13 protein-coding genes are annotated in these 14,326 nt (G+C 68.4%); 5 read left to right on the plus strand and 8 right to left on the minus strand.

What is annotated here, in order from left to right:
- Positions 1 to 52: 52 nt before the first annotated feature.
- From AC0VYP_RS17850 to recO, 3 genes are read right to left on the minus strand one after another with little or no spacing between them, the layout of a single operon-like run.
- Entirely contained in the window at positions 53 to 835 is a 783-nt protein-coding gene (locus tag AC0VYP_RS17850) for an SGNH/GDSL hydrolase family protein (RefSeq protein WP_475470803.1), read from the minus strand.
- A complete protein-coding gene (locus AC0VYP_RS17855; protein ID WP_475470805.1) occupies positions 835 to 1,686 on the minus strand; it encodes an isoprenyl transferase in 852 nt (283 codons plus the stop codon). The genes AC0VYP_RS17850 and AC0VYP_RS17855 overlap by 1 nt, the downstream gene beginning before the upstream one ends.
- Positions 1,683 to 2,414: a DNA repair protein RecO gene (recO, locus tag AC0VYP_RS17860; RefSeq protein WP_285757214.1), complete on the minus strand. Its 732-nt coding sequence runs from the start codon at positions 2,412 to 2,414 to the stop codon at positions 1,683 to 1,685. The genes AC0VYP_RS17855 and recO overlap by 4 nt, the downstream gene beginning before the upstream one ends.
- Positions 2,415 to 2,573: 159 nt before the next feature.
- On the opposite strand from recO, the gene AC0VYP_RS17865 reads away from it, so the two are divergent.
- Positions 2,574 to 3,473 carry a CAP domain-containing protein gene (locus AC0VYP_RS17865; RefSeq protein WP_285757215.1) on the plus strand — a complete coding sequence of 300 codons (900 nt, stop codon included), beginning with the start codon at positions 2,574 to 2,576 and terminating at the stop codon, positions 3,471 to 3,473.
- 100 nt (positions 3,474 to 3,573) lie between these two features.
- Here the strand turns inward: AC0VYP_RS17865 and leuA are convergent, their stop codons facing one another.
- Positions 3,574 to 5,280: a 2-isopropylmalate synthase gene (gene leuA / locus AC0VYP_RS17870; protein WP_475470807.1), complete on the minus strand. Its 1,707-nt coding sequence runs from the start codon at positions 5,278 to 5,280 to the stop codon at positions 3,574 to 3,576.
- Between the two features lie 226 nt (positions 5,281 to 5,506).
- A complete protein-coding gene (gene alc / locus AC0VYP_RS17875) occupies positions 5,507 to 6,655 on the minus strand; it encodes an allantoicase (protein WP_475470809.1) in 1,149 nt (382 codons plus the stop codon).
- A gap of 625 nt (positions 6,656 to 7,280) precedes the next feature.
- Here alc and uraD point away from each other — a divergent pair.
- The 3 genes from uraD to pucL all read left to right on the plus strand — a co-directional run bounded on the left by uraD (position 7,281) and on the right by pucL (position 9,143).
- Positions 7,281 to 7,808, plus strand: coding sequence for a 2-oxo-4-hydroxy-4-carboxy-5-ureidoimidazoline decarboxylase (gene uraD / locus AC0VYP_RS17880; RefSeq protein ID WP_285757882.1), 528 nt, complete (start codon positions 7,281 to 7,283; stop codon positions 7,806 to 7,808).
- The gene (gene uraH / locus AC0VYP_RS17885) at positions 7,808 to 8,158 is read left to right on the plus strand and encodes a hydroxyisourate hydrolase (protein WP_475470810.1); all 351 of its coding nucleotides are present in this window, start codon (positions 7,808 to 7,810) and stop codon (positions 8,156 to 8,158) included. The genes uraD and uraH overlap by 1 nt, the downstream gene beginning before the upstream one ends.
- Before the next feature lie 91 nt (positions 8,159 to 8,249).
- The gene (gene pucL / locus AC0VYP_RS17890; RefSeq protein WP_475470812.1) at positions 8,250 to 9,143 is read left to right on the plus strand and encodes a factor-independent urate hydroxylase; all 894 of its coding nucleotides are present in this window, start codon (positions 8,250 to 8,252) and stop codon (positions 9,141 to 9,143) included.
- Between the two features lie 93 nt (positions 9,144 to 9,236).
- On the opposite strand, the gene AC0VYP_RS17895 is transcribed toward pucL, so the two are convergent.
- From AC0VYP_RS17895 to AC0VYP_RS17905, 3 genes are all read right to left on the minus strand, one after another.
- Positions 9,237 to 10,139, minus strand: coding sequence for a hypothetical protein (locus AC0VYP_RS17895; RefSeq protein WP_475470813.1), 903 nt, complete (start codon positions 10,137 to 10,139; stop codon positions 9,237 to 9,239).
- A gap of 81 nt (positions 10,140 to 10,220) precedes the next feature.
- Positions 10,221 to 11,678: an allantoinase AllB gene (allB, locus tag AC0VYP_RS17900; protein WP_285757221.1), complete on the minus strand. Its 1,458-nt coding sequence runs from the start codon at positions 11,676 to 11,678 to the stop codon at positions 10,221 to 10,223.
- A 60-nt stretch (positions 11,679 to 11,738) separates the two neighbouring features.
- Complete coding sequence (locus AC0VYP_RS17905) at positions 11,739 to 13,028, minus strand: DUF6986 family protein (RefSeq protein ID WP_475470815.1); 1,290 nt, start codon at positions 13,026 to 13,028, stop codon at positions 11,739 to 11,741.
- Positions 13,029 to 13,409: 381 nt separating this feature from the next.
- Between AC0VYP_RS17905 and AC0VYP_RS17910 the strand changes: the two genes are divergently transcribed.
- Positions 13,410 to 14,144, plus strand: a complete 735-nt coding sequence (locus AC0VYP_RS17910) for an IclR family transcriptional regulator (RefSeq protein WP_432707433.1) — start codon at positions 13,410 to 13,412, stop codon at positions 14,142 to 14,144.
- The last annotated feature ends 182 nt before the right edge of the window (positions 14,145 to 14,326 follow it).

Consider the following 14,326-nt stretch of genomic DNA (forward strand, 5'->3'; position numbering starts at 1 on the left):
GTTACGCGACAGTAGGTTTTGGGTTCGCGGCCCATTGTGATGCAGAGCTCACCTACCCTCCGGGCAGGAACTTCTCCAGGTCGGGACGCTTGGCGTCGAGCGTGTCGCCCGAGGATCGTCCGGTCAGGCGGCGCCCCACCCACGGCACCAGGAACTCCCGCGCCCAGCGGGCGTCCGCCCGACGCGCGACCCTCCACTCCACGGGCTGCACCTCGGGCAACGGTTCGTCCCAACACCGCTCTGTGGGCACCCCCACGACTTCCGCGACCCGCAGCGCCAGGCGACGATGCCCTTCGGACGACATGTGCAAGCGGTCGGTGTCCCAGACCGACGCGGCGGAGAGAACCGGCATGGACCACTGGTTGACCAGGTGACAGTCGTGGCGGTCGGCGATCGAACGGATGTTGAGGTAGTACCGGGCGAACCGTCCGACCAACCCCGACATATAGCCGCGTGACACGTTCACCCCGGTGAACAGAACCACTTCGGCTCCCGCCTCCCGAAGCCGGCGCACCCCCTCCTCCAGGACCGCGGCCAGGAGATCGGGGTTGCCGCTGGGGCGCAGCAGATCGTTGCCTCCTGCACTGAAGGACACCAGAGTTGGACGTAGCCCGACCGCGGCCGGCAGCTGATCGCGCATGACCTGGCGCAGCAGCTTGCCGCGCACCGCGAGATTGGCGTAGCGCACTTCCCGCCCCTGGTCGGCGAGATGTCCGGCGAACCGGTCCGCCCACCCGCGCGCGGTGCCATCGGGGTACCAGTCCCCCACGCCTTCGGTGAAACTGTCGCCGATCGCAACATAGTTGACCGGGGCGGCGGGTTCCAGCGGGCGCATCAGACCCCCTTCTCGGGGGCCGCCCCGGAGGCCGCGGGCTCCACCGGGTTGGGTATCGCACCGCCGTAGCGGCGATCCCGGCTGGCATAGATCTCACAGGCGTGCCAGAAGTGACGGCGGTCGAAGTCGGGCCAGAGCGTGTCGAGGAAGACGAACTCCGAGTAGGCCGACTGCCAGAGCAGGAAGTTGGAGAAACGCTGTTCGCCCGAGGAGCGCACGAAAAGGTTGACGTCAGGGATGTCGGTTTTATACAGGTACTTGGCGAGGGTCGCTTCGTTGACCTTGTCCGGATTGAGTTTTCCTGCTGCGGCGTCGCGGGCGATCGCGGCCGCGGCGTCGGCGATCTCGGCCCTGCCCCCGTAGTTCACACAGAACTGCAGGGTGAGCGCGGTGTTGTCGCGGGTCAGCTCCTCTGCATCCTCGAGTTCGCTGATGACGCTCTTCCAAAGCCGTCCACGCCGTCCCGACCAGCGCACCCGGACTCCGCGCGCGTGCAACTCGTCACGACGGCTGCGGATGACATGGCGGTTGAAGCCCATCAGGAAGCGCACCTCCTCGGGCGAACGCTTCCAGTTCTCGGTGGAGAAGGCGTAGGCGGACAGGTAGGAGACACCCAGTTCCAGGGCCCCCTCTATGACGTCGAACAGGGAACTCTCACCGGCTTTGTGCCCTTCCGTTCGGGGCAGGCCCCGCTCCTTGGCCCAGCGGCCGTTGCCGTCCATGACGATGGCCACGTGCTTGGGCACCAGCTCCTTGGGCAACTCCGGCGGCTGAACGCCACTGGGATGCGGCACCGGCGCGACGAACTGTCGCGGGGCCTGCTTGGACGAGAAGGCGTTGTACAGGCTCACGTACGCTCCACAAGGCGCAAAGATCGGATTCCGTTCTCCAGGTGCCACTGGAGATAGGCGGCCACCAGGCCGCTGCACTCACTGCGGTTGCGGTCGGCACTCGCGTCAGCGGCCGCCCAGTCGCCGCGCAGCAGCGCCAGCATCAGCGCGATCGAGTCGGGCGAGGGGGTGGCGGACCCCGCGGGCCGGCAGAGCGAACACACCATTCCCCCAGCATGCACCGCGAAGTTGCGGTGCCCCCCTTGCGAACCGCAACGGGCACATTCTTCCAGTGCCGGTGCGTAGCCGGCCACGGCGAGCGAGCGCAAGAGGTAGGCGTCCAGTACCAGCCGCGGATCGTGCTCGCCTTCGGCGAGCGTGCGCAGGCCGCCCAGCAGCAGCAGGAACTGCCGTAGCGAGGGATCCTTCTCCACGACCACGATCTTCTCCGCGGTCTCCAGCATCGCGGTGCCCGCTGTGTAGCGGGCGTAGTCGACGACCAGCAGACCGCCGTAGGCGTGCAGGCTGTCCGCCTGGGTGACGACGTCCAGGGTCCGCCCGACATGCAGCTGGAGATCGACGTGGCTGAAGGGCTCCAGCCTGGCGCCGAAGCGCGACTTGGTGCGCCGGACACCCTTGCCGACCGCGCGGACCAACCCGGTACGCCGGGTCAGCAGGGTCACGATGCGGTCGGCCTCGCCCAGTTTCTGGGTGCGAAGGACTATGCCCTCGTCGCGGTAGAGGCTCACCCGCCCATTCTCGCCGATGCCACGGCCACTCGACGCAAACGGCCTCCCATCAGCCTCTCCACAAGGGCAAACTCTCCCGAGATAACACTTTTACCGCGATTTGGTCTAGCATCACCCGCCAACGGGACATTCGACTTCAACGAAACGGGGTTTCGACGGATGCCGCGAGACGATCACCATCGCCGAAGATCCCGGTCGGGCCGACGGCGCAACAGCGGTCGCCCCCGCCGCAGGAGCGGTGCTGTCAAGCCCTGGCGCGGCCCACTGATCGGGGCGCTGCTGGCGGTTCCGGTGGGCACGGGGCTGGCCGCCGCGCTGGTACTCAGCTCGATGTCGCCCGAGAGGTCCGACCCTCTCGCGCAGGCTCCCGGCTCGGCGATGCTGCCCGATGACAGCGCGGTCGCACCGACGGACTTCTTCGCCCAGTCGGGCACCCGCCCCTCCGGCCCTCCCACCGCACGCCCCAGCAGGGACACCTCCGCCGACCAGGTGGCCGGCGTCGAGGTCGAGGCCAGTGCACAACCCGAGAGCCCCGAATCCGACGGGGACGAAGGTTCCAACGGCGGAGGCGGTTCGGGCTCGGGCGGCAACAGCGGAGGCGGCGGTGGAAACTCCGGTGGCGGCTCCGGCGGGGGCGGTGGCGGGGGGAACTCCGGCGGCGACACTCCGCGGGGCGGGGACACCGGCAGCATGAACACGCTGAGCTCCCAGGTGTTCGACATCGTGAACTCCGAGCGCTCCAACGCCGGGTGCTCAGCGGTCCGTGTGGACAACCGCCTGGTCTCGGCCGCCCAGCTGCACAGCGAGGACATGGACCGCCACGACTACATGTCGCACACCGGCCGGAACGGCAGCTCCCCTGGTGACCGCGCCAGCGCGCAGGGCTACGACTCCTGGTCCGGCGAGAACGTGGCCAAGGGCCAGCGCAGCGCCGAACAGGTGATGGACGCCTGGATGAACAGCCCGGGGCACCGGGCCAACATCCTCAATTGCGACAACAAGGCGTTGGGGGTCGGCGAGGCGAACGGGGCCTGGACGCAGCTCTTCGGTCGCGAGTAGCCGAGGGCCCTCGCCCTCACCCGTCAAGACGACAGGTAGTACGAAGGCCGGCGGGCCGGGAGTGTCCTCCCGACCTGCCGGCCTTCGCCGTTGTTCCCGGTCAGTGATGCGCGCGGTTGACCGCGCTGCACACTGCCTTCAGCGAAGCAGTGGTGATGCTGCTGTTGATGCCCACTCCCCAGAACGTCTGACCGTCCACCTCCGCCTCGACGTAGGCGGCAGCACGCGCGTCCCCGCCTGCGCTCATGGCGTGCTCGCTGTAGTCCACGACCCGGACCTGCACCCCTACGGCGGACAGAGCGTCCACGAAGGCCGAAATGGGACCGTTTCCGGTTCCGGACACCTCACGGATCTCCCCGCGGACCTTGACGTCGGCGCTGATGCGGTATTCGCCGTCGGTCGCGGTCTGCGAACGGTGCGCCACGACGCCCAGGGGGCCGTTGTCGGCCAGGTAGGTGTCGGAGAAGATCTCCCAGATCCGTGCGCCGTTGAATTCACCGCCTTCGACGTCGGTGAACTCCTGGACGACCCGGGAGAACTCGATCTGCAGCCGACGCGGCAGGTTGACGGCGTGGTCGCGCTGGAGGATGTAGGAGACACCGCCCTTGCCGGACTGGCTGTTGACCCGGATGACGGCCTCGTAGTTGCGGCCGACCTCCTTGGGGTCGATGGGCAGGTAGGGCACCTTCCACGGGTACTCGGCGACGGGGACTCCCGCCGCCGCCGCGTCTTTCTCCAGCGCGACCAGTCCCTTCTTGATCGCGTCCTGGTGCGAGCCGGAGAAAGCGGTGTAGACCAGGTCCCCGCCGTAGGGGTGGCGAGGGGCGACGGGCAGCTGGGTGCAGTGCTCGACGATCCGGCGGATCTCGTCGATGTCGGAGAAGTCGATCTGGGGGTCAACCCCCTGGCTGTACAGGTTCATGCCGAGCGTGACCAGGCAGACGTTGCCGGTACGCTCACCGTGCCCGAACAGGCAGCCCTCCACCCGGTCCGCGCCGGCCATGACTGCCAGCTCGGCCGATGCCACCCCCGTGCCGCGGTCGTTGTGGGGGTGCACCGAGACGCATACGTACTCGCGCCGGGACAGGGTGCGGCTCATCCATTCGATCTGGTCGGCATAGACGTTGGGTGTGGCGCGCTCGACCGTCGCCGGCAGGTTCAGGATGATCTCGCGGCCCGGACCCGGCTGGTAGACGTCCATGACCGCTTCGCAGACCTCGACCACGAAGTCCAGTTCGGTGTCGATGAAGATCTCGGGCGAGTACTCGTAGCCGAAGTACTCGGTGTCGCCCAGATACTGCTCGGCGAACTTCAGGACGTGACGAGTGCCCTCGACCGCGATGCCCTTGCACTGGTCGCGGTCCACATTGAACACCACGCGCCGAAATTCCGGGGCGGTGGCGTTGTACAGGTGCACGGTGGCGCGCTTCGCACCGACCAGGCTCTGCACGGTCCGCTCGATCAGTTCCTCGCGGGCCTGCGTCAGAACGGAGATCTGCACGTCGTCGGGGATGCGGTCGCCCTCGATCAGCGAGCGCACGAAATCGAAGTCGGTCTGGCTGGCCGCCGGGAAGCCGACCTCGATCTCCTTGTACCCCATGCGCACCAGCAGGTCGAAGATCTCGTGCTTGCGTTGGCCGTCCATCGGCTCGATCAGGGCCTGGTTGCCGTCGCGCAGATCGGTGGAGAGCCAGCGCGGGGCCTGGGTGATGGTGGCGTCGGGCCAGGTGCGATCGGGCAGATTCACCGGCGGGAAAGGCTGGTAGCGCTGGAAAAGCATACCACTGTTTTGCTGCTGCGGCACCATGAAAAGCTCCTCAAGAAGTCTCGCGGAAAAGGCCGACAAAAGACAGGTCGAAGCCCCGCGGCGAGGGAGCCGGCCTATCGGCCCCCGCCGCGGCCGCTAAGAAGGAGCAGCTCGCGCAGCATAACGGCACTCACGTTAGCAGATCCGTGGTGCCGCACAGGGCGGGCCCCCGCCGCTCGCCTCCACCGTGGGTTTCTCGATCGGGCAGGGCCTGAACGGCCCCGGGTCAGCCGAGGAGCGCCACCACCTCGACGGGCAGGTCGGCCAGGGTGGCAGCGGGCCGGATCGCGCGGAGCCGCTCGATCGTGTCCTCGGTGGCGCCCATACCCGTCAGCGCCACGAGCAATTGCGCGTCGGGCAGGGTGTTGAACCAGCGCAGCCACAACGCGTCGGCTCCCTCGGTGGACAACTGCCCGATCGCGTGGAACCGGGCGAGCCCTCCATCGGGGTAGACGTCCAGGCGCAGTCGGGTGGCAGGGGGAGCATCGTGGACCGCGAACCGGTGACGTGTGTCCGGGCTCAGGTCGGTGCGCTCCAGGAGGGTGAACCAGGAACCAGGGTCGGCCGGGTCGGCACTGGTCTCGTTGACCCCGGTGACCTTCGCGGCGCCGGGTGCGTTGAAGAGGAAGTAGCTGGTGTCCAGCTCCAAGAGCTGGACCCGTCCCGAACCGGCAAGCGCGAATTCCACGAAGTCGTTGCCGCCGTCGCGGCGGCGTGCGTTCTCCCAGCCGTCCGCCATGGCTTTGGCCAGCCCCGGCGAGATGAGCTGGTTGGGTGAGCCGTAGAACTGGTTGCTGCACGCGGTGACCAGTCCGCCGTTCTCCAGTGAAGCGAGGTCGAGCCCTCCGGTGACCAGGAGGCGCGGATCGGTGACCGCCTCGCCGTGCACCCTGAAACGGGCGATCCCCCCGTCGGGGTACATGCTCAAACGAACGTGGGTGTAGCGCCGGGGGTCGTTGACGGTGAAGGGGGTGGCGGCGTGCCCCTCCACGAAAGCCCTGGGGACGATCGTGGCCCATTGCGCCGTGTTGAGCTGTTCGGGTGTCGGATAACCGTCGAATCCGGCCGCCTCCACCGAGATCTCGGGCGGATAGTTGCCCCGGAAGAAAGCGGTGTCCACGATCACGCCGTGCACGACACCGGGGACCCCCAGCCGCACGATCGCCCAGTCGTGGCCGGGTGTTCTGCGGCGCCGGGTCTCCCACCCGTCATAGACCTTGCCCTTGTGTCCGAACTCGGTGGGATCGTGTACCGCCGGAGCGGGTTTGATGAGGTTCTCACGCTCGGCAAAGGACTCGTCGTTGGCGTAGACGACGGCACCTCCGAGGGCTCGACCAGCAAGGTCGGGGTAACGGAGGAACTCCCGGTCACTCACGAATCCATCATCTCCTCGCCGAGGGCGGCGGTGGAACGGGCACGGTCGCGGAAAAAGCGCTGGCCCCTCCCATGTGACCAGGTGGCCGGCCAGCGAGCGGAACAGGGACGCTCCGCACTCACCGATCGCCCCCATCGTGCCCATCTGTACTATTTACCCAAACCCTTCAGTGCTAGGGGGTTGGCGGCCACGCCGGTGACAGCGCCCGACTCCGGGCCCCGTCCCGGCCCGGCCGCCGGGTACCGCCGGCAGGACTTGGGGTGCGGCCAACACCCAGGTGGCCCGGCCCCTCGCCGATTACACGTAAGACGCGGGGCCGGTTGACCAGTCCCGCCGGCGGTCGCCCGACTCTTCTCCCCTGCCGTACGGCCACAGGACGGTGCGACGCTCGGCCGCGCATCGACTTCCCCTCCGACGCCTCCCCGGGGTATTGACAGCACACGGCCCACGCGGTTTACAGTCCGTGCACGGATTTCTGCACGGTGAGACCGCGCGATGGCGTTGGTTTCAAACGCTCGCGCACCCGCACGGGCTCGGTCTTCTCGAAACGTCTCCGAAAATGCCATCGAACAGGTGCGGCATGCTGCCGGTGGATTCCGCCGCCGTGGCCACGACTGGAGAACGCATGCACGACGACGGCACCGCGCTCGACCACGCGGTCGAGCGGCTCAACGCACTGGACCCGCAAGAATTCCACGCGGTGTTCGCCGCGTGCCTCGACATCGACCGGTGGGTGCGCGCGCTGGAGGCCGAGCGGCCCTTCGCCTCCGCCGACGCACTGGTGTCGGCCGCCGACCGCCACGCCGCGGCCATCACTCCCGAAGAGGTGGGTACGGCGATCGCGCGACACCCGCGCATCGGCGAGAAAGCGGCCGGATCGGACACCGAGTCCGCGTGGTCGCGCGCCGAGCAAGCCGGGGTGTCCCTGGCCGACGCCAGAACCGCTGCCTCCCTCTCCCGAGGCAACACCGACTACGAGGAGCGGTTCGGGCACATCTACCTGGTCTGCGCGAACGGTCGGTCAGGCGACGAACTGCTCGCCGACCTGAACAGCCGCCTGAGCAACGATCCCGCGGCCGAGACCCGGGTCGTCGCCGAGGAATTCCGCAAGATCGCGCTGGTGCGCGTGCGGAAACTACTACTGGAGCCGTGATGTCCACCAGCCACGTCACCACGCACGTCCTGGACTCCGCGCTCGGCCGCCCGGCCGTTGACGTGCCGGTCCTGTTGGAGGCGGCGAGCACCCCGGAACGCACGTCCTGGACCCGGGTCGCCTCCGGTGTCACCGACGTCAACGGCCGGATCCCGGCCCTGGGCCCGAAACGACTGCCCGTCGGTATGTACCGGATCACCTTCGACACCGCGTTCTACTTCGCCGCCACCGGGCAGAACGGCTTCTATCCCGAGGTGAGCGTGGTTTTCGCGCTCACCGAGGAGGACGCGCACTACCACGTTCCCCTGCTGCTCAGCCCGTTCGCCTTCTCCACCTATCGGGGCAGCTGAGGCGCGAGCCCCTCCCACCGGCCCTGCCTTTGCCTCCCGCCCTCATGAAGCCGGGGCCGGGAATCCCTACCCTTGAAGGAGCCACCCGACGATGGCGATCCGTCTCGGCGACAACCAGTACGGCAAGGCAGAGGTGCGTCTGGTGCGCGTCACCCGCGACACCGACAGACACACCATCCGCGACCTCAACGTCACCTCGCAACTGCGCGGCGACTTCACGGCCGTGCACACAACCGGCGACAACACCAACTGCGTGGCCACCGACACCCAGAAGAACACCGTCTACGGACTTGCCCGCAAGCACGCCCTCGGCGCGATCGAGGAGTTCGCCCTGCTGCTGGCGCGCTACCACGTGGACGGGTTCGGCTTCGTCCACGGTGCCCGTATGGAGATCGAAGAGTATCCCTGGGACCGGATCGCCACGGTGGACGGCGCACACGACCATTCGTTCGTGCGCGGCGGCGGCGGAACCCGCACCACCCTTGTCGTCAAGGACGGGCCCACCGAAACGGTGCTCTCGGGGGTAACCGGACTGACGGTGCTGAAATCGACCGGTTCGGAGTTCCACGGCTTTCCCCGGACCGAGTTCACCACACTGGCCGAGACCACCGACCGGATCCTGGCGACCGACGTCACCGCGCGCTGGCGCTACATCGGCACCGACGTCAACTGGGACGCCAGCCATGACTCGATCCGGCGGATCATCGTGGAAACCTTCGCCGTCCAGCACAGCCTGGCCCTGCAGCAGACGCTCTGGGAGATCGGACGGGCCGTGCTGGAGGCCCACCCGGAGGTTGCCGAGATCCGGTTCTCCTGCCCCAACAAGCACCACTTCGCGGTGGACCTCTCGGCTTTCGACATGGACAATCCCGGTGAGGTCTTCTTCGCCGCGGACCGCCCCTACGGCAAGATCGAGACCACCGTCGAGCGCGACGACGCCCCCTCGGCGGGGCGCGTCTGGGAAAGCGTCCCCGGTTTCATCTGAGCGGGGGCGGGCGGCCCTCTACAGCGGCCCGGGACGCAACCGATGCCCTCAGGGGTTGACGTACACGAATCGTCCCGTACCGTCAGAAGCCCCTCAGCCGGCTCCTTCCCCGATGCCGTGGTCCCCACTTTGCGCCGCCCCGGCCAGGAGCGCTCCGGCCCGGGCCAGCTCGGCCGGCAGGTCGGCCTCCTGGACCAAGGGATTCCACACGGTGCTCACCACTTCGGTCAGCGCCGCGTCAACTTCTCTGGCGATCGTGCCGCGCATGCACCAGGCCCCGACTGCGACCAGCGGCCGGGCCCACCTTCTTCCGCGCACGATGACCAGTACCGTCACCCGGCTCACCCCCTCAGAGGTACTGATCGGGGTGAGCGCCAACTTCGCCCGCACGAGCCGGTGGGTGAGCTCGACCGTCACCGGAGCAGTGCCCTTGGCCGTGGAGGAGAAGTCGGCTCCAGCGGTGACGGAGGCGCCGCGCAGCCAGGCCAGGGCCCCGTTGGCCACGCGCAGTTCGCCGGTGGCACGGATACGGGGCGGCAGCTCTTGGGCGTGCGTGCTGAGAGTGCCGTCGAAGGAGTAGGCATCTTCGCCCTGGACGAAGTTCCCGCTCGCGGTCAGGACCGTTGTCGCGGATGGGTTCCACTCGGCCACCGTCACATCGGTTGTCAACTCGGCAGCCTCGGTCGTGTGATCGCCCTCATCGCGCACACAAAAGCGGTAGCGGGCGCCGGGGCGCAGGTGCACCCCCGCGATGAGTCGGACGTCCACCCGCTCTTCCGCTGCGGCCGGCGCCCCTGCCCGGCCTACTGGTTCGTCCACCGACTCCTCGCCACCGAGTCCTACAACGTCGGGGAAGGCGTCCGGCGGAGGCAGGATCGGGCGCCCCTCGGAGTCCAGGCGGACGTTCTCGGCGAGCCCGTGCATCCCGACGAGGACGTCGCGCAACCATTGGGGAGTCACCGATGCGGCAAGGGTCCCGGCGCGGATCGTGGCCATGAGTTCCTCTCGTCGTTGCGCCCCTCGACGCTAACTCCGACCGCCCGCACCACTCGACCCGGTGGCCGTGGCGATCATGACTCAGGTGTCGTCCTCGGTGGCACCGATCGGGGCGGAGCCGGTCGAGGGGCCTGCTCCCGGCAGATCGGTTTCAGTGCCCACCCGCTTGCGCCGGTCGGGCGAGGCCCGCTGTCCGCGCTCCAGCAGTCGGCCTCTCCGCACTCCGTGGACCACTGGCTCGCCGCGCAACCAGGTCTGTCGGATCACCCCCTTGAGCTCACGACCGTCGTAGGCGCTGATGGGGTTCTTGTGGTGCAGGCGGGCGGCGTCCACCCGCAGAACGGCATCCGGGGCGAACACGGCGAAGTCCGCGTCGCAGCCGATCGCAATCTGCCCCTTTCCTGCCACGCCGGCGATCTCGGCAGGGCGCCTGCCCATCCAGTGCACCACGTCTGCCAGGGCAAACCCTCGCGCGCTCGCTTCGGTCCATACCGCGGGCAGGCCTACCTGAAGACCGGCGATCCCTCCCCAGGCGGTGCCGAAATCCCCGGTGTCCAGGTCCTTCAACGCCGGTGTGCTGGGCGAGTGGTCGCTGACCACACAGTCGATCACCCCCCTTTCCAGCGCGGCCCACAGGGCGTCGCGGTTGGCCGAGTCCCGGATCGGCGGGCAGCACTTGAACTGGGTGGCACCGGGCGGTATCTGCTCGGCTGCGATGGTCAGGTAGTGGGGGCAGGTCTCCACCGTGAGAGGTACGCCCTCGGCACGGGCAGCTGCGATCTGGGGCAGAGCTCCGGCGCTGGACAGGTGCAGGATGTGGCAGCGGGTGCGCGTGGCACGAGCGGTGGCGATGAGCAGGGAGATCGCATTGTTTTCCGCACTTTCCGGACGTGATGCGACAAAGCCCGCGTAATCACGACCGGTGGCGGGCGGGGCCTCGGCCAGCGCGCGGGGATCCTCCGCATGCACGATGAGCAGCCCTCCGAAGCCGCCGATCGCGACTGCTGCACGCCGCAACGCCTCGGGGTCCAGGTGTCCGAACTCCTCGACACCCGAAGGCGACAGAAACGCCTTGAAACCGTACACACCGCGTTCGTGCAGTGCCACGAGGGCATCGGGGGGACCCGGTGCGGTGTTGTCCGGGACCGCACCGCCCCAGAAACCGACGTCCACCGCGATCTGGCCGTCGGCCGCGGCGTGTTTGGCGTCGAGCCCGGCGATCGTGGTCGTCGGGGGAACACTGTTGAGCGGCATGTCCACGATCGTGGTCACTCCCCCGGCCGCAGCGGCGCGGGTGGCGCTGGAGAAGCCCTCCCATTCGGTACGACCGGGCTCGTTGACGTGCACGTGGCTGTCCACCAGGCCGGGCAGCAACACCTCGTCCTCCGCGAGCTCGACGGTACGCGTGCCCATATGGGGGGTGTCGAACGGGTCGATCGCGACGATGCGCCCGCCGTTCGTCGCGACCGCGACCGCACGCTCTCCCTCTGGCGTGACCGCCCTCCGGGCACGTACCACCAGGTCGAATCGCTCGGTCATCCTCGCCCTCGTCTCACTGCTGAGTGGTCCTGCGGTTCCATCACCCCGCACGCGCAACGGTCAACCGACCCTGCGGTTGGCGAAGCTTTCCAGCGTTGACCGGCCGACACCGGTGGCTGCTGTCACCTCGTCGTCACCCAGCGCCCCGCAATTCAGCCCTCTGACCAGAGCCGAAGCCAACGCCTGCGCGGTCGCGGGCTCGTCCATGACCCCACCGCCGACCACGCCGAGGTAATCCCTGAGGCGGGCCGCGGCTGGTGCGAATGCCTCCCGGTAGAAGGCGTACGTGGCGAGGTAGCGTGTGGGCAGCTGATGCGGATGCAGATCCCAGCCCTGGTAGTAGGCGCGTTCGAGCGAGCGCCTGACCAGTTGGGCGTGCAGGCGCCAGGCAGCGTGTACCTGGTCGGGAGCGCCCACGGGAACGACGTTGGTCAACCCGTCCGACAGCCATACTCCGGTCCCGGCAGCAGCAAGCTGCATGACGGCTTTGGCGTGATCGGCGACCGGGTGCGCCATGCTCTGGAAAGCGGCGGTCACGCCGCAGGCCGCACTGTAGTCGTAGGTCCCGTAGTGCAGCGCGCTGATCCTCCCCTGGCCGCTGCGCAGCATCAGCGCCACTGCAGCGCTTCCGTCGGGGCCGAGAATGGACTGGGGCGTCTCGATCTGCAATTCGAAGGTCAGCACTCCCTCTGCGAGTCCGAGCCGCTTCTCCACCTCTTCGACCGCCCAGACCATGGCCTCCACCTGCTGCACCGAGGTGATCTTGGGCAGGGTGAGGGTGAAGCCGTCCGGGATGCCTCCGCTTCGCTCCAGGACCGTCTGGGTGAACAGCACAAGGCTGCGCGTCCCCCGGCGGCGCCCGGCCGCCTCCATCCCCTTCATGCGGATACCGAAGTAGGGTGGGGCCTCCCCCGCCTCACGAGCGGCACACAGCGCATCGGCAGCGCCGAGGACGTGCCCGTCCTCCTCCGCGTCCGGACGCGAACCGTAGCCGTCCTCCAGGTTGACGCGCAGGTCCTCGATCGGTTCGCGGCGCAGCTTGTCCACGACTCTGGGCAGGTTCTCGGCGACGGCCTGCTCGGACAGCCCGGTAGCGGCGGCCAGAGCGGCGTGATCGGGGGCGAATTCTTCGAGGGAGGCCAACGCCTGTTCCCCCCACTGACCGACGACACCGGCGCCGACCCGGTCGGCGGGAAGGTAAACCGTGTGGACGGGTTGGCGGCGACCGTCGTTCCCCGGGTAGTCCCGCAGGAGAAGCGCATCGGCTTGCGCGAGCCTGGCGTCGAGCGCGTCGTTGAGAGCGGTGAGGCCGAGACCGGCCTCCACCTCTCCCACCTGGGAATCCTGCACGCATGCACCCCTTCCCGGTTCGTCGTGTCCTGCCACCGGACCGGGGAGGACTCGACCGCGCTTCTCGACAGCGGACATTAACCCCTGGGATCGACCTCAGGCAATCACTCGGTGGGAAACGTGGTCGGGTTCGACGGCACCGGAGTCACCGCCGAACATGCAAAAACATGGGACGAACGGTACTCGCCCCACTGCCCCGAGCGCGGATTAGCGGGTAAAGCTTTCCGTATCGCAGAATGGCTACTCCGTACTCGATCAACAGTCAGCCGTCTGGTCACGGTGATGGGAGCTGGACCTTTGGCAACGTCACACACAGTGGGCGGGAACACCGGTGGCGACGAGCGCGCGGACGGCCTCGGGAACCGGACTCGCACCGGTGGTGTGCAGTCGCTGGACCGCGCGTTCACCCTGCTGGAGATCATGGCCGATGCCGGTGGGGAGATCTCGCTCAGCCAGCTGGCCGAGTCCTCCGGCCTGCCGTTGCCCACCATCCACCGGATCATCCGCACCCTGGTCGGCAACGGTTACGTCCGGCAGCTGCCCTCCCGTCGTTACGCGTTGGGCCCCCGGCTGATCGGCCTGGGCGAGAGCGCATCGCGGATGCTGGGAACCTGGGCACGGCCGCACCTGGCGCAACTGGTGGAAGAACTCGGCGAGACCGCCAACCTCGCGATGCTCGACGGCGACAAGGTCATTTACGTCGCGCAAGTGCCCTCACCCCATGCGATGCGCATGTTCACCGAGGTGGGACGGCGCGTGCTGCCGCACTCCGCGGGGGTCGGAAAGGCATTGCTGGCTCAAATGCCGGAGGCCGAGGCACTGGCGACCGTACGCCGCACCGGAATGCCAGCTGCTACCGACCGGACCATCACCAACACCGAGGACTTCGCCGCTGAGCTGGATCGGGTCCGGTTGCAGGGCTATGCGATGGACGACGGGGAACAGGAGGTCGGCGTGCGCTGCCTGGCCGTTCCGGTGCGGGGCGGACCCGCGATGATGGCGATGTCCATCTCCGGCCCGGAGTCGCGTGTGAGCTGGGATTTCGTGGAGAGGGCCGCCCCTATCGTGCGCCGGATCGCGTCCAGTCTGGCCGCCGACCTGAACCACCGGGGGTAGCTCCCGACGGTTGTCGGTGGTCGGGCGGGGCCCGCACCCTGGGTACGCACCGCCCTGCTCATGACACCCGCTCCGCCCACACGGCTACCGGTTGCCCGAGAAGCCCCCGGTCGGCCGACTGTTCGGTCGCGGCACCGCGGGGCGTGCGCACCCCTTCCTCGGTGCGCAACCGTTGACGCGGA

The organism is Nocardiopsis sp. iso_186, assembly GCF_056173365.1.

Excerpts from the sequence above, each read along its gene's own strand:
- leuA (WP_475470807.1), bottom strand. The coding sequence starts at position 5,280 with ATGGTGCCGCAGCAGCAAAACAGTGGTATGCTTTTCCAGCGCTACCAG.
- AC0VYP_RS17850 (WP_475470803.1), bottom strand. The coding sequence starts at position 835 with ATGCGCCCGCTGGAACCCGCCGCCCCGGTCAACTATGTTGCGATCGGC.
- allB (WP_285757221.1), bottom strand. The coding sequence starts at position 11,678 with ATGACCGAGCGATTCGACCTGGTGGTACGTGCCCGGAGGGCGGTCACG.
- AC0VYP_RS17895 (WP_475470813.1), bottom strand. The coding sequence starts at position 10,139 with ATGGCCACGATCCGCGCCGGGACCCTTGCCGCATCGGTGACTCCCCAA.
- uraH (WP_475470810.1), top strand. The coding sequence starts at position 7,808 with ATGTCCACCAGCCACGTCACCACGCACGTCCTGGACTCCGCGCTCGGC.
- pucL (WP_475470812.1), top strand. The coding sequence starts at position 8,250 with ATGGCGATCCGTCTCGGCGACAACCAGTACGGCAAGGCAGAGGTGCGT.
- AC0VYP_RS17865 (WP_285757215.1), top strand. The coding sequence starts at position 2,574 with ATGCCGCGAGACGATCACCATCGCCGAAGATCCCGGTCGGGCCGACGG.
- uraD (WP_285757882.1), top strand. The coding sequence starts at position 7,281 with ATGCACGACGACGGCACCGCGCTCGACCACGCGGTCGAGCGGCTCAAC.